This is a genomic window from Pseudomonas sp. B6(2017), assembly GCF_002112765.1.
GTDB lineage: Bacteria > Pseudomonadota > Gammaproteobacteria > Pseudomonadales > Pseudomonadaceae > Aquipseudomonas > Aquipseudomonas piscis.
The window spans coordinates 18092-38410 of the sequence record NZ_NEIQ01000018.1 but is presented as its reverse complement, the minus strand read 5'-3'; the positions used below and the strand labels follow the sequence as shown (position 1 = coordinate 38410).

The 20319-nt window shown below is 65.5% G+C and carries 19 protein-coding genes; 7 read left to right on the top strand and 12 right to left on the bottom strand.

Annotated elements, in window-relative coordinates:
* Positions 1-110 precede the first annotated feature (110 nt).
* The 8 genes from CAG11_RS26425 to CAG11_RS26390 form a co-directional block, all read right to left on the bottom strand.
* The gene (locus tag CAG11_RS26425) at positions 111-1577 is read right to left on the bottom strand and encodes an amidohydrolase family protein (protein ID WP_085598921.1); all 1467 of its coding nucleotides are present in this window, start codon (positions 1575-1577) and stop codon (positions 111-113) included.
* Between the two features lies 1 nt (position 1578).
* Complete coding sequence (locus CAG11_RS26420; RefSeq protein WP_085598919.1) at positions 1579-2439, bottom strand: MurR/RpiR family transcriptional regulator; 861 nt, start codon at positions 2437-2439, stop codon at positions 1579-1581.
* On the bottom strand, positions 2440-3789 hold the full coding sequence (locus tag CAG11_RS26415) for a gluconate:H+ symporter (RefSeq protein ID WP_085598917.1): 1350 nt from the start codon (positions 3787-3789) through the stop codon (positions 2440-2442).
* Between the two features lie 216 nt (positions 3790-4005).
* Complete coding sequence (locus tag CAG11_RS26410; RefSeq protein WP_085598915.1) at positions 4006-5451, bottom strand: SulP family inorganic anion transporter; 1446 nt, start codon at positions 5449-5451, stop codon at positions 4006-4008.
* 158 nt (positions 5452-5609) lie between these two features.
* A complete protein-coding gene (gene ggt, locus CAG11_RS26405; protein WP_085598913.1) occupies positions 5610-7277 on the bottom strand; it encodes a gamma-glutamyltransferase in 1668 nt (555 codons plus the stop codon).
* A gap of 296 nt (positions 7278-7573) precedes the next feature.
* Positions 7574-8467 (bottom strand): NAD-dependent epimerase/dehydratase family protein, encoded by an 894-nt coding sequence (locus CAG11_RS26400; RefSeq protein WP_085598911.1) that lies wholly within the window; start codon positions 8465-8467, stop codon positions 7574-7576.
* A 126-nt stretch (positions 8468-8593) separates the two neighbouring features.
* Positions 8594-9505 carry a LysR family transcriptional regulator gene (locus tag CAG11_RS26395; RefSeq protein ID WP_085598909.1) on the bottom strand — a complete coding sequence of 304 codons (912 nt, stop codon included), beginning with the start codon at positions 9503-9505 and terminating at the stop codon, positions 8594-8596.
* A 79-nt stretch (positions 9506-9584) separates the two neighbouring features.
* Entirely contained in the window at positions 9585-10184 is a 600-nt protein-coding gene (locus CAG11_RS26390; RefSeq protein ID WP_085598906.1) for an NAD(P)H-dependent oxidoreductase, read from the bottom strand.
* Positions 10185-10391: 207 nt separating this feature from the next.
* On the opposite strand from CAG11_RS26390, the gene CAG11_RS26385 reads away from it, so the two are divergent.
* Positions 10392-10703 (top strand): putative quinol monooxygenase, encoded by a 312-nt coding sequence (locus CAG11_RS26385; RefSeq protein ID WP_053136805.1) that lies wholly within the window; start codon positions 10392-10394, stop codon positions 10701-10703.
* Here the strand turns inward: CAG11_RS26385 and CAG11_RS26380 are convergent.
* Positions 10693-11457, bottom strand: a complete 765-nt coding sequence (locus tag CAG11_RS26380) for a sulfite exporter TauE/SafE family protein (RefSeq protein ID WP_085598904.1) — start codon at positions 11455-11457, stop codon at positions 10693-10695. The two genes, CAG11_RS26385 and CAG11_RS26380, sit on opposite strands and share 11 nt — an antisense overlap.
* A gap of 108 nt (positions 11458-11565) precedes the next feature.
* Between CAG11_RS26380 and CAG11_RS26375 the strand changes: the two genes are divergently transcribed.
* Genes CAG11_RS26375 through CAG11_RS26365 form a run of 3 tightly spaced genes read left to right on the top strand, consistent with a single transcriptional unit; the run spans position 11566 to position 13511 of the window.
* Positions 11566-12447, top strand: a complete 882-nt coding sequence (locus tag CAG11_RS26375; protein ID WP_085598902.1) for a LysR substrate-binding domain-containing protein — start codon at positions 11566-11568, stop codon at positions 12445-12447.
* 56 nt (positions 12448-12503) lie between these two features.
* Entirely contained in the window at positions 12504-13079 is a 576-nt protein-coding gene (locus tag CAG11_RS26370; RefSeq protein WP_085598900.1) for an NAD(P)H-dependent oxidoreductase, read from the top strand.
* 60 nt (positions 13080-13139) lie between these two features.
* Positions 13140-13511, top strand: coding sequence for a MerR family transcriptional regulator (locus CAG11_RS26365; protein WP_085598898.1), 372 nt, complete (start codon positions 13140-13142; stop codon positions 13509-13511).
* A gap of 79 nt (positions 13512-13590) precedes the next feature.
* On the opposite strand, the gene CAG11_RS26360 is transcribed toward CAG11_RS26365, so the two are convergent.
* Complete coding sequence (locus CAG11_RS26360; protein WP_085598896.1) at positions 13591-14994, bottom strand: amino acid permease; 1404 nt, start codon at positions 14992-14994, stop codon at positions 13591-13593.
* A gap of 136 nt (positions 14995-15130) precedes the next feature.
* Complete coding sequence (kynU, locus tag CAG11_RS26355; protein WP_085598895.1) at positions 15131-16381, bottom strand: kynureninase; 1251 nt, start codon at positions 16379-16381, stop codon at positions 15131-15133.
* A gap of 185 nt (positions 16382-16566) precedes the next feature.
* Here kynU and CAG11_RS26350 point away from each other — a divergent pair, with 185 nt between their 5' ends.
* Positions 16567-17040, top strand: coding sequence for an Lrp/AsnC family transcriptional regulator (locus CAG11_RS26350; protein ID WP_022638944.1), 474 nt, complete (start codon positions 16567-16569; stop codon positions 17038-17040).
* 15 nt (positions 17041-17055) lie between these two features.
* On the opposite strand, the gene CAG11_RS26345 is transcribed toward CAG11_RS26350, so the two are convergent.
* The gene (locus CAG11_RS26345) at positions 17056-18057 is read right to left on the bottom strand and encodes a helix-turn-helix domain-containing protein (RefSeq protein WP_085598893.1); all 1002 of its coding nucleotides are present in this window, start codon (positions 18055-18057) and stop codon (positions 17056-17058) included.
* 370 nt (positions 18058-18427) lie between these two features.
* Here CAG11_RS26345 and antA point away from each other — a divergent pair, with 370 nt between their 5' ends.
* Both antA and antB read left to right on the top strand, forming a co-directional pair.
* Positions 18428-19813, top strand: a complete 1386-nt coding sequence (gene antA / locus CAG11_RS26340; RefSeq protein WP_022638942.1) for an anthranilate 1,2-dioxygenase large subunit — start codon at positions 18428-18430, stop codon at positions 19811-19813.
* Between the two features lie 2 nt (positions 19814-19815).
* A complete protein-coding gene (antB, locus tag CAG11_RS26335; RefSeq protein ID WP_085598892.1) occupies positions 19816-20307 on the top strand; it encodes an anthranilate 1,2-dioxygenase small subunit in 492 nt (163 codons plus the stop codon).
* The last annotated feature ends 12 nt before the right edge of the window (positions 20308-20319 follow it).

Below are 20319 nucleotides of genomic sequence, written 5' to 3'. Positions count from 1 at the left end.
CTCCCTGACTGGAAACAGGTCGCTGAGAGCGACCCCGATTGCCAGCACTTCGGCGCCACGCGAGCTTTCTTTAATATCAATGCGCCACTACTGTGACGGCGATCAACAAATCAGCCTGGCGCATCGAAGCCCTGGCGCAAATCGCCATCCCGGGGCAGGAAGCGCCCATGGCGCTGCTCGCTGGCCTGGCCGGCGGCATAACTGCTCACGCCATTGACCCAGACCCCGTCGATCCCCTGGGCCGGGCGCCGTGGTTCCTGGAAGTCGGCCACGTCCCGGACCCGCTCTGGATCGAACAGCACCAGGTCGGCCCAATAGCCTTCGCGGATCTCGCCACGCTGGCGCAGGCCGAAGCGCGCCGCCGACAGGCCGGTCATCTTGTGCACCGCGGTGTGCAGCGGGAACAACCCCAGGTCGCGACTGAAGTGGCCCAGCACCCGGGGAAAGGCGCCCCATAACCGGGGATGGGGGAACGGGTCTTCCGGCAGGCCATCGGAGCCGACCATCGTCAGCGGGTGGGCGAGGATGCGCCGCACGTCGCTTTCGTCCATGCCGTAGTACACCGCTCCCGCCGGTTGCAGGCGCTTGGCGGCGGCCTGCAGGTCCAGCCCCCAGTCGGCGGCGATCTGCGAAAGGTCGCGTCCGCCCTGCTCGGGATGCGGCGTGGACCAGGTGATGGTGATGCGATAGGCATCGGTGACCTGCTTGAGGTCCAGGGTCGAGGAACTGGCGGAATAGGGATAGCAGTCGCAGCCCACCGGATGCTCCTGCGCCGCCTGTTCCAGGGCCGCCAGCAGTTGCGGGCTGCGCCCCCAGTTGCCGGCGCCGGCGCACTTGAGGTGGGAGATGATCACCGGTGCCCTGGCCGAACGGCCGATCAGGAAGGCTTCGTCCATGGCCTCCAGCACCGGCTCGAACTCGCTGCGCAGGTGCGTGGCATACAGCGCGCCGAAGGCCGTCAACTCCTCGGCCAGCTGACGCACCTCATCGGTCTCGGCGCAGAAGGCACTGGCGTAGGCCAGCCCGGTGGACAGGCCCAGGGCGCCCTGCTCCAGGCTGTCGCGCAGTTGCCCGCGCATCGCCGCGATCTCGCTGGCGCTCGCCGTGCGGTACAGGTCCGCCAGATGGTTGCTGCGCAGGGCGGTATGTCCCACCAGGGCCGCGACATTCACCGCCGGGCGGGCCGCATCCACCGCCGCGCGGTAGTCGGCGAAACGCGGGTAGACGAACATCTCGCGCTGCCCCAGCAGGTTCATCGGATCCGGCGGATCGCCCTTGAGGGTCACCGGCGCGGCGCTGATGCCGCAGTTGCCGACCACCACCGTGGTCACCCCCTGGCTGAGCTTGGGCAGCATCTGCGGCTGGCGGATCACCACCGTGTCGTCATGGGTGTGCACATCGATGAAGCCCGGGGCCAGCACGCGGCCGGCGGCATCGATCTCGACCTCGGCGAGCGCACCGGCCAGCTCGCCGATGCGCTGGATGCGCCCGTCGAGGATGGCCAGGTCGGCGTGATAGCCAGGACGGTCGCTGCCGTCGATGACCAGGGCATTGCGGATCAGAGTGTCGTAGCGCATGTCAGTCTCCCAGGGGCAGGCTGTCGGCGCCGCCACGGTAATGGTCCAGGGCCAGCTTGATCCTGCGCAGGCGCTCTTGATTGTCGTCGGGCATGGCCAGGGCCAGTTCCGTGGCCAACACGTCGATGGCCAGCAGCATGCCGTAGCGGGCGGCGGTGGGCTTGTAGATGAACGGGGTCTCGGCGCTTTGCAGTGGCAACAGCACGTCCGCCAGCCCGGCCAGGGGCGAGTCGGGCAAGGTGATGGCGAGCACGGCGGCGCCGTAGCTGCGGGCCAGGGTCACCGCGTCCAGCAGCTCCGGGGTGAGGCCGCTGAGGGAACAGGCGATCACTGCGTGCTGCGGTCCCAGGGAGGCAGCGGTCACCCGCATCATCACCGGGTCATGGCAGGCGGCGATGCAGTAGCCCAGGCGCACCAGGCGCACCTGCAGCTCGGCGCTGCACAGGGTCGAACAGCCGCCGGTGCCGAAGGCGTGGATCATCCGCGCGCGGCCCAACAGGCGCACCGCATCGGCGAATTGCGCCTCCTCGAAACCCGCCAGGTGCCGGTGCAGCGTCGCCTCGATATCGCCGACGATCTGGCGGTAGAAACCGGACGCCTCGGTGCTCGCCCCCGGATCGAGGAAGCGGCTGCCCACGCCGCTGGCCTGGGCCAGTTGCAGGCGCAGCTGGCGCAAGTCCCGGCAGCCGACGCTGCGGGCGAAACGCGACAGGGTCGCGGCACTGACCTCGGCGCGCCGGGCCAGCTCCTCGAGGCTGGCGGAGGCGGCGAAGCCCACGTCATCGAGCATCAGCCGGGCGATCCGCGCCTCCCCGGTGCTGAGATCGTCCAGGCGCGAGCGGATCTGGTAAAGGATGTCCATCTAGAGAAACTCCGCGAGAACCAGGGTCAGGCCGAAGGCGATCAGCGAGATCAGGGTCTCCAGCACGGTCCAGGTCTTGAAGGTCTGGATGACGCTCATATTGAAGTATTCCTTGACCAGCCAGAAGCCGCCGTCGTTGACATGGGAGAGGATCACCGAGCCGGCGCCGGTGGCGATCACCAGCAGTTCGGGGTGGGGATAACCCAGGCCGACGGCCACCGGCGCCACCACCCCCGAGGCGGTGGTCAGGGCCACGGTGGCCGAACCGGTGGCGACCCGCATCAGCACCGCGAACAGCCAGCCCATCCACAACGGCGACAGCTGGAACTGATGGGCCAGGCCGGTCACCTGCTCGGTCACCCCGGAGTCGATGAGGATGCGGTTCAGGCCGCCACCGGCGCCCACCAGGAGGGTGATGCCGGCGGTCGGCGCCAGGCATTCGTTGGTGAACCTGAGGATCGACTCGCGGTTCAGCCCCTGGGCCAGGCCCAGGGTCCAGAAGCTCACCAGGGTGGCGATCAGCAGGGCGATCACCGAGTTGCCGATGAACAACAGGAACTGGTTGAGCCCGGTACCCGGGGCGGCGATCAGGTTGGCCCAGCCGCCCAGCAGCATCAGCACCACCGGCATCAGGATGGTGCCCAGGGTCAGGCGAAAGCTCGGCAGCCGCACGCGCGGTTCACGATTGATGAACTGCTGCTCCAGCGGGTTGTGCGCCGGCAACTGGATGTGCGGCACGATCAGCCGCGCATACACCGGGCCGGCGATGATCGCCGTGGGCACGCCGATCAGGATCGCGTACAGCAAGGTCTGTCCCACCGGTGCCTGGTAGGCCTGCACCGCCAGCATCGCCCCCGGATGCGGCGGCACCAGGGCATGCACCACCGACAGCCCGGCGACCATCGGCAGGCCGACCATCAGCAGCGATACCCCGACCCGCCGCGCCACGGTGAAGGCGATCGGCACCAGCAGCACGAAACCCACCTCGAAGAACAACGGCAGCCCCACCAGGAAGGCGATGCAGACCATGGCCCAGTGGGCATTGCGCTCGCCGAAACGGGCCACCAGGGTGCGGGCCACCTGCTCGGCCCCGCCGGATTCGGCCATCAGCTTGCCGAGCATGGTGCCCAGGGCCACCACCAGGGCGATATGCCCCAGGGTCTTGCCGACCCCGGCCTCATAGGCCGCCACCACCCCGGAGGCCGGCATGCCGGCCACCAGCGCCAGGCCCACCGAGACCAGGGTAATGACGATGAAGGGATTGAGCCGGTAGCGCGCGATCAGGACGATCAACGCGATGATGGCGACTGCGGCGTAACCCAGCAGTCCGTAAGCCGGTACAGGAGCCACGGATACCTCCTTGAAAACAGCGTCGTTTCGAATGGTTATGAAAGTTTTTAATCACTTCAGGCAGTGAATTTCAAACCATATGAAACTGATTTTCGTAAAGAGGCAGGCTTTGTCGTGCATGGCTATGCCAAGGCCCCGGTGATGAAAATCGGCACCGGGTATTTTCATGCATATGTCGGGCGGGACGGGCGAGCGCGAAGGCTCGCCCGCAGGCCGTCAGTCGTGCTGGACCCGGGCGCGCTTGAGCAGCTGCTTGCAGCGCTCGGACAGGTGCAGCACCCGCAACTGCTTGCCGGCCTTGGCATAGCGTTCGCGCAGGGTCATGAGCGCGGCGATGGCCGAATAGTCGACGAAGCTCAGGTGCCGGCAGTCGATGGTCACCCGCGATGGGTCGTTGGCCGGGTCGAACTGGTTGAGGAACGGCGTGGTGGAAGCGAAGAACAAGGTGCCGTGCAGGTGGTAGAGCTTGCTGCCGTCGGCTTCCAGGTGGCTGTCGGCGTACAGCTCGCGGGCCTGCTGCCAGGCGAAATTGAGGGCGGCGATGACGATGCCGCACATGACCGCGGTGGCCAGGTCGGTGAACACGGTGATCACCGTCACCGCGAGGATCACCAGCACGTCGTTGAGCGGCACCTTGTTGACCACCCGCAAGGAGGCCCAGGCGAAGGTCTGCTGCGACACCACGAACATCACGCCCACCAGCGCCGCCAGGGGAATGCGCTCGATCAGCGGCGACAGGAACAGCACGAACAGCAGGATCAGCACCCCGGCCACGACCCCGGACAAGCGCCCACGGCCGCCGGAACTGAGGTTGATCACGGTCTGGCCGATCATCGCGCAGCCACCCATGCCGCCGAAGACGCCGGAGACCATGTTCGCCGCGCCCAGGGCCACGCACTCGCGGTTGGTGTAGCCGCGGGTCTCGGTGATCTCGTCGGTGAGGTTCAGGGTCAGCAGGGTTTCCAGCAAGCCGACCATGGCCATCAGGAAGGCATAGGGCGCGATGATGCCCAGGGTTTCCAGGGTCCAGGGCACCTCCGGCAGCGCCAGCGCCGGCAAGCCGCCGGCGATGTGGGCCATGTCCCCCAGGGTGCGGGTCGGCAACCCCAGCACGTACACCAGGAGGCCCACGCCGAGGATCGCCACCAGCGCCGGCGGCACCGCCCGGGTCAGGCGCGGCAGCAGGTAGACGATGGCCATGGTCAGCGCCACCAGGCCGGCCATCAGGTACAGCGGCTGGCCGCTGAGCCAGTGCTCGCCGCTCTTGAAATGCTCCAGCTGGGCCAGGGCGATGACGATCGCCAGGCCGTTGACGAAGCCCAGCATCACCGGGTGCGGCACCATGCGCACCAGCTTGCCCAGGCGCAGCAGGCCGAAGGCGATCATCACCAGCCCGCCCAGCAGTACCGTGGCCAGCAGGTACTGCACGCCGTGCTGCACCACCAGGGCGACGATCACCACCGCCATGGAGCCGGCAGCACCGGAGACCATGCCCGGACGGCCGCCGAACAGCGCGGTCAGGGTGCAGATGAAGAAGGCGCCGTACAGGCCCATCAACGGGTTGAGGTGGGCGACCAGGGCGAAGGCGATGCACTCGGGCAGCAGGGCGAAGGAGGTAGTGAGTCCGGCCAGGACATCGGCACGCAGACGTTTTGCTTTCATGATTGACCTGATAGTTGGGCCGCGCAGGGGCCCGGGGAATGGCGGGGGAAATCAGGCGGGAATGGTACGGAATCAAGACGCCGCCGACCAGCCGGCCGTCGGCGCGCAGCCAAGCCCTTGCCGGAACCGGCGTACCGGCTCAGGCAAGGGCGCAGCGGTTACTTGACGACTTTGCCGACGCCACGCCCACGTGGGTCGGAAGCGGTTTCAAGCTGGGAACCATTGACCCGGATGGCCTGGATATCACCCATCTCCCAGCCCTGGTCCTCGAGGGTGTAGCCCATGGCCTTGAGTTCATCGGCGACCTGGCCGGTGAGCGGCGCATAGGCGTCGTAGTAGATCGTGTCCTTGGGCAGCAGTTGGTGATGCACGCGTTGCGCGGCCACGGCTTTCTCCAGGGGCAGGTGGAAGTCGTAGAGGTTGTTCAACACCTGGAAGATCGAGGTGAAGATCCGCGATCCGCCGGGAGTGCCCAGCACCAGGGTAACCTTGCCGTCGCGGGTCACCAGGCTCGGGCTCATGGACGACAGCATGCGCTTGCCCGGGGCGATGGCATTGGCATCGCCACCCACCACGCCGAAGGCATTGGCCACGCCGGGCTTGGCGCTGAAGTCGTCCATCTCGTCGTTGAGCAGGAACCCCGCGCCCTTGACCACCACGCCGCTGCCGTAGTCCCAGTTCAGGGTGTAGGTATTGCTCACTGCATTGCCCTGGGCATCGACGATGGAGAAATGGGTGGTCTGGTGCCGCTCCAGCCCTGGGCGCACCTTGTCGGTGGGCGAGATGGCGTCGGGGTTGACCTGGGCCGCGCGCTGCTTGAGGTAGGCCGGGTCGGTCAATGGCTTGACCGGCACCTCGGAAAACGCCGGATCGCCCAGGTAGTCGGCACGGTCGGCGAACACGCGCTTCTCGATTTCCGCCAGCAGGTGGATGTACTTGGCCGAATTGAGCTCGACGCCCTTGAAGTCCGCGGCGCGCTCTTCCTTGATGCCGATCAGCTGGGCCAGGGCGACCCCGCCGGAACTGGGCGGCGGTGCGGTGTACAGCACGTTGCCACGGAAACCCACCTGCAGCGGCTGGCGCCACTGGACCTTGTAGTCCTGCAGGTCCTGCTTGGTGATCAGGCCCTTGTCGGCCTGCATCTGGGCCACCAGCAAGTCGGCGGTCTTGCCGCTGTAGAACTCCTTGGCGCCCTGATCGGCGATGCGTTCCAGGGTCGCCGCCAACTCCGGCTGGCGGAAGGTCTGGCCGGGTTGCATGCTGCCAAAGTAATCACCGAAGTTGGTGCTGCCGTTGAACAGCTTCAAGGCATCCTCGCGGTACTGGTACTGCTTTTCCGCCACCTTGAAGCCGTTCCTGGCGTAGGCCACTGCCGGGGTGACGAGTTCGCTCCAGGGCAGCTTGCCGAATTTCCGGTGGGCCTCCCACAGGCCCATCACGGTGCCCGGCACCCCGGCGGCGCGGGCGCCCACCAGGCTGAGGTTCTCGATCACCTCGCCCTTGTCATTCAGGTACATGTCGCGGGTCGCGGCCTTGGGCGCGGTTTCCCGGTAGTCGAGGAAATACGGCTTGCCGTCGATGAACAGCGTCATGAAGCCGCCACCGCCGATATTGCCGGCCTCGGGATAGGTCACGGCCAGGGTGAAGGCCGTGGCCACCGCAGCGTCCACCGCATTGCCGCCCTTCTTGAGGATCTGCGCCGCGACATCGGCGCCGTACTGGTTGGGTGCGGCCACCGCACCGCCTTCAAGGGGCGCGGCGAAGGCTGGAATACTGGCAGCGAGCGCCAGGCCCAGGGTGAGGGTCATGCACGGCAAGATACGCATGGAGTCCGTCCTTTATGGTTGTTTTCAGACCAGACGAACCTTAGCAGGCCGTTGAAAAACTATCTGCGTTGCCATCGCTGCGTTAAAAACAGGCTGGTGCGCCAGCCCGGTCAAAATGCTCATTTACCATTTGTAAACTGCGCTTTTTCGCCTGTTTTCGCCTTGCGCTGGCTGCCTCGCCTACGTTTTTCAACGGCCTGTTAGACGCTTTGTTGCGCGGAGGGCAAACGCCCACAGCAAAACGGCCGCCCGCAGGCAGCCGTTTGTCGCAGATGGATCAGTGGAGCAGACGTTCCTCAGACCATCTCGTGCTCGATCCACTCCAGCACCGAAGTCCGCTGCGGCGCCCAGCCCAGCAGCTCGCGGGCCTTCTTGCCGCGCACCCGGCTGTTGGAGCCCAGGCCATAGTTGGCCATCTCGTAGCCCCACTCGGCCTCGGCGGCAGGCAGCGGCCAGTCCTCGGGTTCGCCCAGATGCAGGGCACGGGCCATGGCGCGGGTCATGTCGATGAAGGATGCCTCGCCGCTCTCGACGAAGTAGAAACTGCCCGGGGTGTTGCCGGTCAGGGCCAGGGCGTAGAGCGCCACCACGTCCTCGATGTGCACGTTGGACCAGATGTTCTGCCCCGGCCCGACGTGGCGCACCACACCGCTCTTGCGCGCTTGCTTGAGCAGGCGCGGCAGCTGCACGCTGTCACGCTTGACGCCCAGGCTGTGGCCGTAGATCAGGGTGTTGCACAGCACCGCCGAGTTCACCCCGTCCTTGGCCGCCGCCAGGATCAGGTTGTCGATGGCCACCCGGGCGGCCTTGTCCACGGTGGGCTCCGGCAACTGGTCTTCGTAGTAGACGGTATCGCTGGCCTTGCCGCCGGAAGCGTCGCCGACGATGCTCGAACCGCTGGTATGCAGGAACGGCTTGTTCGAACCCTTGAGCGCGGCCAGCAACACTTGCACCGCACCACGATGGTCGCTGCTGGCAGCGTTGATCACCGCGTCGGCGGCCCGGGCCTGTTCGCCCAGCAGGGCGCTGTCGTCCAGGCTGCCCACCACGGGCTTGATGCCCAGGGCCGTCAGCTCGGCGGCTTGCTCGGCGCTGCGCACAAGGCCAGTGACCTGATGCCCGGCCTTGACCAGGCCGGTGGCGATGGAACCGCCGATGAAACCCGCGGCACCGGTAACGAATACGTTCATGGAGAGACTCCCTGGGTGGATAAGTGATGGCGCCAGTATCGGCGCGCCTGTTCCGACGAAACAGCCGGGCTGGACCAAATCACTCTTGCGCAGGAATCACGAATCCCCAGCCTGGGAAGCATGACCTCAGCCCTCGAAGCCCGGGTCAGCGTAGTCGGCCAGCTTGCCCTGGATGAAGTCCAGGAAGCACTGGATGCGCAGGGCCAACTGCGAGTTGCGGTAGTACACGGCGTTGATCGGCTGGCGGTAGCCGCTGTTGAACTCGCCGAGGATCGGCATCAGGCGCCCGGCACGGATGTCGTCGATGGTCATGAAGTGCGACAGGCAGGCGATGCCCTGCCCCTCCAGTACCAGGTGGCGCAGGGTCTCGCCGCTGGAGGCGCTGATGCCCGGCTGGATCTGCCAGCGGTCGCCATGGGGGTGGCGCAGCGGCCAGTGGTTGAGGCTTTCGGTCTGGGTGAAGCCCAACAGCGTGTGTGCGCTGAGCTCGGCAACGCTGTGCGGGGTGCCATGGCGTTCCAGGTAAGCCGGGCTGGCCAGGATGCGCAACGGGCTGCAACCCAGGGAGCGGGCATGCAGGGTCGAGTCGGCCAGGGTGCCGATGCGGATCGCGATATCGGTGCTCTGCTCCAGGAGATCGATGATCAGGTCGTTGCTGTTGAGCTCCAGCTGGATATGCGGGTACAGACTGCGGAACTCGGCGATGTAGGGCACGATGGCATGCAGCATGAACGGCGAGGCGGCGTTGATCCGCAGGCGTCCCGAAGGGGTCTGCTGGCGCGACGACAGGCGCTCTTCCAGTTCGTCCATCTGGTCGAGGATCGACTTGGCCTGCTCGAAGAAATACTTGCCCTCCTCGGTCAGGTCCATGCGCCGGGTGGTGCGGTTGATCAGCGTGGTATCGAGCTTGGATTCCAGGCGCGACAAGGTGCGGCTGACCGCCGATGGCGTCTGCCCGACCTGCTCGGCGGCGGCGGAGATGGAACCGCACTCGATGACACAGACGAAGATCTGCAGTTCGTCGGATCTGGCTTTCACAGGGAACCCTCTATCGATTGGTAGCTGTAGCCGCGCGCAGACTGCGACGCGCGGCGGCTACAGGAACGGCCTACCGATATTAGCGGCTTTGGGCCTCAAGGCCGAACACCTGGCGCAGATGCTGCTCATAGCGGCGCACGTCGCCCTCGACGTCCGGACGCTTCATCACGTCGACGCAGAGGAAGGTCGGCAGGGGGCTCATGCCCAGGAACTGGTTGGCCTTGTGGAACGGGAAATAGACCGCGTCCACCCCTTTGCCTGCGAAGAAATCGCTCGGGTCGTCGAAGGCCTGCTGCGGTGCATTCCAGGTCAGCGAGAGCATGTACTGCTTGCCCTGGACCAGGCCGCCGCTGCCGTACTTCTGCGAAGCGTCGGAGCGGGTCCGGCCGTCGTTGGCATACAGGCTGCCGTGACCCTGGGTGAAGACTTCGTCGATGTACTTCTTGACGATCCAGGGCTCGCCCATCCACCAGGCAGGCATCTGGTAGACGATCACGTCGGCCCAGAGATACTTCGCCACTTCTTCCTGGGCGTCGTAGCCCTGGTCGATATGGGTGACCTTGACGTCCAGGCCGCCACGATCCAGCACCGCCAGCGCAACCTCATGCAAGGTAGTGTTGTAGCGGCCATCGGAGTGGGCGAATTGCTTGGCGCCATTGAGCAGCAGTACTTTTTTCATGAGCGGGCCCTGTCGCGGGAACGGCCCCTTGCATGCGTCGCGCGACGCCAGGCCGTTGGGGTGGAAAACGAGGGCGGCAGGTTAGTGAAGGGCTCGCGCGGGAATAAGCCCCGGGCGCTCAAAATACATTTGCCGTAAAGGCATGAATCAAACCTTGATTGTTGCCTTAGAATCCCTGGCAATTTCCTTTGCCATGAGTGCATCGCCATGTCCCGCCAGGCTTTCATCCTCCATGCCAAGACCCGCCCCGAACGGGCTGCCGAATTCGAAGCGCTGTTCCTGGGTTATGTCGCCGCCAGCCGGGCCGAACCCGGCTGCATCGAGTACCACATGCTGCGCGACCGGCAGGACCCCAGCCTGTTCATCTTCTACGAAGTCTGGGAGTCCCAGGAGGCACTGGACGTGCACTCCAACCTGCCGCACATGAAGCAGTTCCGCGATGCGCGCATGGAGTATCTGGAACGCGACTTCGAGATCCGCGCCATCGACATGCTCAGCCCGGCTTCTGCTAGCCGCTGACGAGCAGGTGGGCCCCCAGCAGGGCCAGGCCGATGAAGAACACCCGCTTGAACAGCAATGCGCTGATGCGCTGGCGCAACCACTGCCCCAGCCACATGCCCAGCAGCGCCGGAACCAGGGCCAGCAACGAGGCCCCCAGCTCCGCACCGCCCAGTTGACCGCCCCAGGCCAGGCCGGCGGCCAGGGCCAGGGTCGAGACGGTGAATGACAGGCCCAGGGCCTGGACCAGCGCATCGCGGCCCAGGCCCAACGCTTGCAGGTAAGGCACCGCCGGAATCACGAACACCCCGGTGACCGCAGTGACCAGGCCAGTGGCCAACCCACACAAGGGCGCCAGCCAACGCTCATGGGCCGGGGCGATGCGCAGCTGCGGCAAGCACAGGCCCGCCAGGGCATAGAGCAACAGCGCCGCGCCCAGCCCCCGCACCACCCACGGCCCACCATCGATGCCCAGCCACAGGCAGCCGCCCAGGGTACCGGCGCAGGTCGCCAACAACAGCGGCCACAAACGCCTGAGCAGGGCCGGCAGGTGCCCACCCAAAGCCAGTTGCCAGAGATTGGTCAGGCTCGCCGGAATGATCAGCAAGGCCGCAGCCTGCGCCGGAGCCATAGCCAGCCCCAGGAGCCCCATGGCCACCGTGGGCAGGCCCAGGCCGATCACACCCTTGACCATGCCAGCCATGACGAAGATGCCGAGCACCCATAAAGACAGGGCCAGGCCGAGATCCTGATAGAACGCGAGGGAAGTATTCATGGGCCTATCCTGCACTCGCCAGGCTGCGCTGAAAATCTGCCATATACTGAGCCAGCCTCTTGCCGTACAAGAGGCTGGCTCTCGATACCCTGGCTGTGGAGGCCCCGCATGCACTTCGACCTGGTGGACCTGCGCTTGTACTTGAATGTCCTCGAAGCCGGCAATATCACCGCCGGTGCCCACCGCAGCCACCTGTCCCTGGCCGCCGCCAGCGCGCGGATCCGCGCCATGGAAAGCTCCCTGGGGATCGAGTTCCTCGAACGTGGCCGTCGCGGGGTCAGCCCGACACCGGCCGGCAAGGCCCTGGCCCAGCACGCCCGGACCCTGCTGCGGTATGCCGAGCACCTGCAACAGGACCTCACCGAGTACGCCAGGGGGGTCAAGGGCCAGGTGCGCTTGCTGTGCAACACCAGCGCCCTGAGCGAATACCTGCCGGAGTTGCTGGCGGACTTTCTGCGTGGCCGGCCCCAGGTCGACATCGAGCTGCAGGAGCTGCCCAGCATGCGCATCACCCATGCCCTGCGCCAGGGCGCGGCGGAGCTGGGCATCGTCTCCGACGCCGTGGATACCCATGGCCTGGAGAGCCGGCCGTTTCGCGACGACCCGCTGTTCCTGGCGATGCCTGTGGACCACCCATTGCGCCAGCAGGCCGAACCGCGCTTCAGCGACACCCTGGCCCACGACTATGTCGGCCTGGCCAGCCACAGCGCCCTGGCGGTGTACCTGGAAGAACAGGCCCTGCACCTGGGCCGGCGCATGCAGTTGCGAATCCGCGCCGAAGGCTTCGACGCCGCCCTGCGCATGGTGGCCCGTGGCGCCGGGCTGGCCCTGGTGCCCCAGGCCGCCGTGGAACGCAACCGCCACCTGGCCCTGCATGCCCGGCCCCTGGGCGAGCCCTGGGCCCGGCGCCGGTTGCTGCTGTGCGCCCGGGATTTCGCCACCTTGCCGCTGTATGCCCAGGAGCTGTGCCAGGCCTTGCTCGAACCTTGACTCTACCCCTAGGGGCAGACCTTAGCCTGCGGGCCTCTTCCTCAAGGACCAAGGCAATGAGCAAACGCATCCTGGTGATTCTCGGCCACCCCTCCCGCGCCAGCCTGTGCGCGGCATTGAGCGAGCGCTATGTCGCCGCGGCGCAGCAGGCCGGCAATGAAGTGCGCTGCCTGTACCTGGGCGACCTGCGCTTCGATCCGGTGCTGCAGGAGGGTTACCGACGGATCCAGCCACTGGAGGACGACCTGCAGCGAGCCCAGGCCGATATCCTCTGGGCCGAGCACCTGGCCTGGGTCTTCCCCATCTGGTGGGGCGGGATCCCGGCCTTGCTCAAGGGCTTTCTCGACCGGGTGCTGCTGCCCGGCTACGCCTTCAAGTACCGCCCCGGCAAGGCCTTTCCCGAGCAGTTGCTCAAGGGCCGCACCGCCGACCTGCTGGTGACCATGGACACCCCGCCCTGGTACTACCGCTGGTTCTACCGCATGCCCGGCCTGCACCAGATGCGCCGCACCACCCTGGCCTTCTGCGGCATCCGCACCTTGCGCACCCTGGCTTTCGGCCCGGTGCTGGACGCCAGCGACCTGGCCCGCGCCAGCTGGTTGCAGCAGGCGGAGCGACTTGCCAGGCGCTGAATCTGCCCGATAATGCGCGGCACCCGGCCAACCTGCCCGGTCCAGCACAAGGAAGCCGCCATGTACATCGGCCAAGCCGCGCGATTGTCCGGAACCACCATCAAGAGCATCCGCCACTACGAGGCCATCGGCCTGTTGCCCGAAGCGCCGCGCCAGGGCCGCTACCGGCTCTATGACGCGCAGAGCGTCGAGCAACTGGTGTTCATCAAGTGCGCGCAACAGCTGGGATTCAAGCTCAAGGAGCTGCAACAGGTATTCGCCGCCCACCAGGGCCAGGCCTTCCCCTGGGACCAGGTCCAGGCGGCCCTGGCGCGCAAGAAGCGCGACCTGCGGCGCCAGATCGATGACCTGCAACAACTGCACGCCCGACTGGAAGCCTTCGAGGACAGCCTGCAACAGGCCCGGGAGGAGTGCCCCCTGGACAGCCTCTAGCGGGCCGTTGAAAAACTGGCGGCGTTGCCATCGCCTATGTTTTTCAACGGTCTGCCAGGGCCGCCCGGGAAGCGGCGCATCAGACTTGCGACAACGCGGCCGAGCTCCTGGACCGGCGGAAGAACAGCCAGTAGACCAGGCTCAGCAACAGCAGGAAGGGTACGCCGAACACCAGGGTCATCTTGAATGCATCGGTGAAGAAGGTAGTGATCATCACCGCCCCCATCAGGAACAAGCCGAGCAAGGTGCTGTAGGGAAACAGGCGCATGCGGAACGACAACGGCTGCTCGCCATGGCGCTGGTGGTAGCGCCGGAAGCAGTAGTGGGTGAGGAAGATCATGAACCAGGTGAAGATCGCGCCGAACATCGAGATCGCCATCATCAGGGCGAACGAGCTCTCCGGGTAGAACACGTTGATCAGGGTCGCCAGGGCGATGCCGGAGCTGGACAGCAGCAAGGCATTGAGCGGGATCCCGCTCTTGCTCAGGGCGCCCATGGATTTGGGCGCATAACCGGCGCGGGACAGGCTGAACATCATCCGCGTGGTGATGTAGAGCTGGCTGTTCATGGCCGACAACGCGGCGATCAGGATCACGAAGTTCATCACCCCGGTGGCCCCGGGAATGCCGATGGTCTGCATCACCGTGACGAACGGACTCTGGGCCTTGCCCGCCTGGACCCAGGGCACGATGGCCAGCATCAGTGCCAGGGTCAGCAGGTAGAACACCACCAGGCGCAGGATGGTGGCGCGAAACGCCTGCTTCACCGCGCGCTGCGGATCCTTGGCCTCACCGGCCGCCACCGCGATCATCTCCACGCTCAGGTAGCTGAAGATCGACACGATCACCGCGATCCACATGCCCTGCAAACCGTTGGGGAAGAAGCCGCCGTGGGCGCTGTAGTTGTGCACTCCGTAGTCGGGGTTGCCGGAGCCGAACACCACGTACACCGCCAGGATGATGAAGCCGACGATGGCGGCGATCTTGATGGTGGAGAACCAGTATTCGAAGTTGCCGAAGGTCTTCACGCTGATGGCGTTGAGCAGGATCAGCATGCTGGAGAAGGAGATGATCCACACCCACTCCGGCACGTTGGCGAACCAGTACTTCATGTACATGGCGATGGCCGTGACCTCGGCCCCCACCGCCAGGACGATGGCCGCCCAGTAGGCATAGCGCACCAGGAAACCGGCCAGGGGCCCGATGTAGAACTCGGCATAGGCGCCGAAGGAGCCGGAGGTGGAATGGGCCACGGTCATTTCCGCCAGGCACCCCATCAGCAGCAGGGTGATCAGGGCGCCGATGGCATAGCTGAGCAGCACGCTGGGCCCGGCATAACCTATGGCATAGGCGCTGCCCATGAACAGCCCGGTACCTATGGCTCCACCGATGGCGATCATGCTCATCTGGCCGGCGGTCAGCTGCCGCCTCAGGCCGTGCTCGCGATTGGAAATCGCTTCGAAACCCTTGTTGGTGGTGGTCACGTTCAGTGCCTCTTTATTGTTGTGTGCACGTGTTGATCTATTTGGCGGCGCGTCCTTGTGCCACGCAGTGTCGTCATGCGGCGCAGGCCGCGAGCGAGCCGGACCCGGTCGCGGCCTGCGCCAGCGGCTAGCGGCTTCAGGTCACGCTGTGGCGCACCTGGAACTGCGGTTGCGCCCAGGTCTTGGCATCGAGGATCTCGCCGAGGATCTGCACCGCGTCCCACACCTCACTGAAGGTGGTGTACAGCGGGGTGAAGCCGAAGCGCATGATTCGCGGCTCGCGATAATCGCCGATCACGCCCCGGGCGATCAGGGCCTGGATCACCGCGTAGCCCTCGGGATGCTCGAAGCTCACGTGGCTGCCGCGCTTGGCGTGCTCACGGGGGGTCACCAGCGTGAGCTGGTGGCCGGCGCAGCGCTGCTCCACCAGTTCGATGAACAGGTCGGTCAGGGCCAGGGACTTGCGCCGCAGGCTCTGCATGTCGGTCTGCTCGAAGATCTCCAGGCCGCACTCGACCATCGCCAGCGAGGTGATCGGCTGGGTGCCGCACAGGTAGCGGGCGATACCGCTACTGGGTTCGTAGGCGGTGGCCATGTCGAACTGCCGGGCATGGCCGAACCAGCCGGACAACGGCTGGGTCACCAAGTCGCACAGTGCCGGGGCGACCCAGGCGAATGCCTGGGAGCCGGGGCCGCCATTGAGGTACTTGTAGGTGCAGCCGATGGCGTAGTCGGCGCCGCAACGCTTGAGCTCCACCGGCACCGCGCCGGCCGAGTGGGCCAGGTCCCAGATGCTCAGGGCGCCGGCCTCGTGGATCAGCCCGGTCAGTTGCTGCATGTCGTGCATGTGGCCGGTCTTGTAGTTGACGTGGGTGAGCATCACCACCGCGGTGTCCTGGTCGATGGCCGCCGGCACCTGCTCGGGGCTGTCCACCAAGCGCAGCGAATAGCCCTGCTGGAGCAGCTGGGTCAGGCCTTCGGCGATGTACAGGTCGGTGGGGAAGTTGCTGCTTTCGGAGACGATCACCCGGCGCTCGGGCGCGCGCTCGGCCTGCACCTGCAAGGCGGCGCTGAGCACCTTGAACAGGTTGATCGAGGTGGTGTCGGTGATCACCACTTCCCCGGCATCGGCGCCGATCAGCGGCGCCAGGCGATCGCCCAGGCGCTGGGACAGGTCGCGCCAGCCGGCGCTGTTCCAGCTGCGGATCAGGCCATCGCCCCACTCCTGCTCGATCACCTGTCGGGCCCGCTCCAGGGAGGCCACGGGGCGCGCGCCCAGGGAGTTGCCGTCGAGGTAGATGACCCCCTCGGGCAAGGCGAAGCGCTGGCGCAGCGGCGCCAGGGCATCTTGTTCATCGAGGCGCAGGCAGTGGTTTTTATCGATCATTGGAAGTCCTGTCTTGGTCAGTGCCCTGCCCGTCCCGAGCGGGAACGCAGGGCGTCGGCAATGGATAAACCCGGAAAATAATGAACGAAGCGATGGAGAATTTTCGTGCAAAGTGCGGCGCGATCCCGTACTAATCTCGAATTAAATTCTAAACCTTCAATAAAAAACGTGGATTTATGCCAGCCATGATTCTCGACGCCACCGACTTGCGCATCCTCCATCACCTGCAACAGGACGGGCGCATCAGCAACCAGGAACTGGCGGAGAAAGTCGCCCTCTCGCCCTCGGCCTGCCTGCGCCGGCTGCGCATGCTGGAGAACGAAGGCATCATCAGCGGCTACCGCGCCCAGCTCGACGCCGAACGCCTGGGCATCGAACTGGAGGCCATCGTCCACGTGTCCCTGCGCCAGGATGTGGAAGGCTGGCACGAGACCTTCATCGCCAAGGTCCAGCAGTGGCCGGAGGTGATGGCCGCCTACGTGATCACCGGAGCCAGCAACTACGTACTGCGCATCCAGGCACGCAACCTCAGGCACTTCTCGGACTTCATCGTCAACCACCTGAACCGCGCCAGCGGGGTCACCGACATCCGCTCGGAAATCGTCCTGCAGAAGATCAAGGAACAGAACAACCTGCTGGACCTGGTGCCACGCAAATGACCGCCGCGCCACCGCTCAGTTGCGGGTCGGATGGCGCTGGGCCGTGACACTCGGGGCTTCGTCGAACAGCTTGCGGTACTCGGCGGAGAACCGCCCCAGGTGGGTGAAGCCCCAGCCCAGGGCAATCTCGGAAATGTTGCGCGCCGCGCCTTGCTCGAGAATTTCCTGGCGCACGCCGTTGAGTCGATGGCGCTTGAGATAGGCCATCGGTGACAGCGCGAAGTATTTGCCAAAGGCCTCGAACAGCTTGTAGCGCGAAACCCCGGCGGCGGCTTCCAGGTCCTCCAGGTGCACCGCCTCGCGGGCATGCTCCTGCAGGTATTGGCGGGCCCGCACCAGGTAATGCGGCAGCTTGACCCCGAGCACCTGGCGCAACTCGCTGGAGTAATTGTTGGGCTGGGCCAGGATCAGGCCCTTGATCAGCGAGTTCTCGATCTCCCGGGTGAAGGCCAGTTGCTCGTAGAGCTCGTTGCCCTGGGCCAGTTCGCCGAGGAAGTGCCGGGCCATGCGCCACCAGGAAGCGGTCGCGCCATGCAGCGCATCCATGCCCGGCTCGAAGCGCAGCGGCTGCTGCACCGGTCGTTGCAGCAGGGCCTCCAGGGCCTCGCTCATGGCCGGCCGGGAAATCACCACCTGCAGCTTGCGACAGTCGCCGGAGATGGCCAGCGCCTGGCTTTCATTGGGGGCGATGATCACCCCATGGGCGCTGTCGGAGTGCAACAGGTGGCCGTCCTTGCTCAGCTCCTGCTGGCCACACAGCGGCAAGCTCAGGCTGTAGCTGCTGAAGCGCTCGATATCCTCGATATCCACCACCACGTCGGTGCCGTACTCGATGATGCCCAGGGTGGTGGCCCGCGACCTGAGCACATGGGCACTGTGGTGGAAACGGATCCGCTCCGGAGTGGCGGTCTCCAGGCGATGCGGGCCGCAGATGCCCGACATCCAGCGCCTGGCGCCTTCGAGGTCGTAGTGATCGACGCGAATATCGCGCAACTGCCCATCAGCCTTGTTGTTCATCACGGCACACCCACGGCAATTTTCTTTAGCGCGCTCTGACGGCGCGTCTTGTCTGGCAGGGCAAGTTTTGCGCCAACCGGCGAAGCTGCCAACCCAGTGGATAACAATAGCCGACTAAGTGGATAAACCGCCCGGCCATCCGGGTCGTGTCCACCCTCGTGCTGCCACCTGCCGTGTAGAAACGCCCCACTCTGCAGCCACTACACGGGGCGCCGCCGGGGGCTTTCACCCAACCTCCCGCGCTCGACCGCCACAACAGGCACCCTGGCCAATTTGTGGATGCGCTTGGCCGACTAAGCGGATAGCCACCCCTGCCCCGCTCTCACTCTAATGACCGTACCGATTGGCCTGAATAAAAAAGGTACCGACCATGAGTGGTGCAAGAAGCGTCGAACAATGGCAGGAGTTCATCCACGGCTGCCTGGATTTTCGCCCCGCTGACGGGGTGTTCCGCATCGCCCGGGAGATGTTCACCGAGCCCGAGCTGTTCGACCTGGAGATGGAGCTGATCTTCGAGAAGAACTGGATCTACGCCTGTCACGAAAGCGAACTGCCCAACAACCACGACTTCGTCACGATGCGGGCCGGACGCCAGCCGATGATCATCACCCGCGACGGCGAGGGCCGGCTCAATGCGCTGGTCAACGCCTGCCAGCATCGCGGCACCACCCTGACCCGGGTCGGCAAGGGCAACCAGTCGACCTTCACCTGCCCCTTCCATGCCTGGTGCTACAAGAGCGACGGCCGTCTGGTGAAGGTCAAGGCCCCCGGCGAGTACGCCGAGGATTTCGACAAGGCCACCCGCGGCCTGAAGAAAGCCCGGATCGATAGCTACAAGGGCTTCGTGTTCATCAGCCTGGACGTGAGCGGCGAAGACTCCCTGGAAGACTTCCTCGGCGACGCCAGGATCTTCTTCGACATGATGGTCGCCCAGTCGCCCACCGGCGAGCTGGAGGTGCTGCCGGGCAAGTCCGCCTACACCTACGACGGCAACTGGAAACTGCAGAACGAGAACGGCCTGGACGGTTATCACGTCAGCACCGTGCACTACAACTACGTGGCCACGGTGCAGCATCGCCAGCAGGTCAACAGCGAGACCGGCACCGCCAGCGCCACCCTGGACTACAGCAAGCTCGGAGCCGGCGATGCCGCCACCGACGACGGCTGGTTCGCCTTCGCCAACGGCCACAGCGTGCTGTTCAGCGAGATGCCCAATCCGGCGGTGCGCTCCGGCTACGCCAGCATCATGCCGCGCCTGGTGGAGGAGTACGGCCAGGCCCGGGCCGAATGGATGATGCATCGCCTGCGCAACCTGAACATCTATCCCAGCCTGTTCTTCCTCGACCAGATCAGCTCGCAGCTGCGGATCATCCGCCCCATGGCCTGGAACAAGACCGAGATCATCAGCCAGTGCATCGGCGTCAAGGGCGAGAGCGACGCCGACCGGGAAAACCGCATCCGCCAGTTCGAGGACTTCTTCAACGTCTCGGGCATGGGCACCCCGGACGACCTGGTGGAATTCCGCGAGGCCCAGCGCGGCTTCCAGGCCCGCCTGGAACGCTGGAGCGATGTCTCCCGCGGCCATCATCGCTGGGCCACCGGGCCGACCGCCAACACCCGGAACCTGGACATCCAGCCGGCCATGACCGGCACCGAGATCACCCATGAAGGGCTGTACGTCAACCAGCACGAAAACTGGCAGCGCTTTCTCCTCGACGGCCTGCAGCGCCGGCCCCTGAAACTGCGGGAGGCATGACCATGGATGCACAACTGCAATACCGCATCGAACAATTCTTCTATCGCAAGTCCGAGCTGTGCGACGCCCAGGACTGGGACGCCTACCTGCAACTGTTCGCCCCGGACAGCGTGTTCCACCTGCCCCAATGGGATTCCGAGCATGTCTATACCCAGGACCCCAAGCGCGGCATGTCGCTGATCTACTACAGCAACCGCTCGGGCCTGGAGGACCGGGTGTTCCGCCTGCGCACCGGCAAGGCCGCGTCCACCATCCCGATGCCGCGCACCCTGCACACGGTCAGCAACCTGCGCATCGCCCCAGGCGAGCAAGAGCTGCTGCAGGTTCGCCTGAACTGGCACACGTTGTTCTACCGCCTGGCCACCTCCGAGCAGTTCTACGGCCACGCCACCTATGACCTCAAGCCCCACGGCGAGAGCTGGCTGATCCAGCGCAAGCACGTGGTGCTGCTCAACGACCAGATCAACTCGGTGCTGGATTTCTATCACCTCTGACTCGACGGATAT

Excerpts from the sequence above, each read along its gene's own strand:
- CAG11_RS26425 (WP_085598921.1), bottom strand. The coding sequence starts at position 1,577 with ATGCGCTACGACACTCTGATCCGCAATGCCCTGGTCATCGACGGCAGC.
- CAG11_RS26420 (WP_085598919.1), bottom strand. The coding sequence starts at position 2,439 with ATGGACATCCTTTACCAGATCCGCTCGCGCCTGGACGATCTCAGCACC.
- CAG11_RS26410 (WP_085598915.1), bottom strand. The coding sequence starts at position 5,451 with ATGAAAGCAAAACGTCTGCGTGCCGATGTCCTGGCCGGACTCACTACC.
- ggt (WP_085598913.1), bottom strand. The coding sequence starts at position 7,277 with ATGCGTATCTTGCCGTGCATGACCCTCACCCTGGGCCTGGCGCTCGCT.
- CAG11_RS26400 (WP_085598911.1), bottom strand. The coding sequence starts at position 8,467 with ATGAACGTATTCGTTACCGGTGCCGCGGGTTTCATCGGCGGTTCCATC.
- CAG11_RS26390 (WP_085598906.1), bottom strand. The coding sequence starts at position 10,184 with ATGAAAAAAGTACTGCTGCTCAATGGCGCCAAGCAATTCGCCCACTCC.
- CAG11_RS26385 (WP_053136805.1), top strand. The coding sequence starts at position 10,392 with ATGTCCCGCCAGGCTTTCATCCTCCATGCCAAGACCCGCCCCGAACGG.
- CAG11_RS26380 (WP_085598904.1), bottom strand. The coding sequence starts at position 11,457 with ATGAATACTTCCCTCGCGTTCTATCAGGATCTCGGCCTGGCCCTGTCT.
- CAG11_RS26375 (WP_085598902.1), top strand. The coding sequence starts at position 11,566 with ATGCACTTCGACCTGGTGGACCTGCGCTTGTACTTGAATGTCCTCGAA.
- CAG11_RS26370 (WP_085598900.1), top strand. The coding sequence starts at position 12,504 with ATGAGCAAACGCATCCTGGTGATTCTCGGCCACCCCTCCCGCGCCAGC.
- CAG11_RS26365 (WP_085598898.1), top strand. The coding sequence starts at position 13,140 with ATGTACATCGGCCAAGCCGCGCGATTGTCCGGAACCACCATCAAGAGC.
- kynU (WP_085598895.1), bottom strand. The coding sequence starts at position 16,381 with ATGATCGATAAAAACCACTGCCTGCGCCTCGATGAACAAGATGCCCTG.
- CAG11_RS26350 (WP_022638944.1), top strand. The coding sequence starts at position 16,567 with ATGATTCTCGACGCCACCGACTTGCGCATCCTCCATCACCTGCAACAG.
- CAG11_RS26345 (WP_085598893.1), bottom strand. The coding sequence starts at position 18,057 with ATGAACAACAAGGCTGATGGGCAGTTGCGCGATATTCGCGTCGATCAC.
- antA (WP_022638942.1), top strand. The coding sequence starts at position 18,428 with ATGAGTGGTGCAAGAAGCGTCGAACAATGGCAGGAGTTCATCCACGGC.
- antB (WP_085598892.1), top strand. The coding sequence starts at position 19,816 with ATGGATGCACAACTGCAATACCGCATCGAACAATTCTTCTATCGCAAG.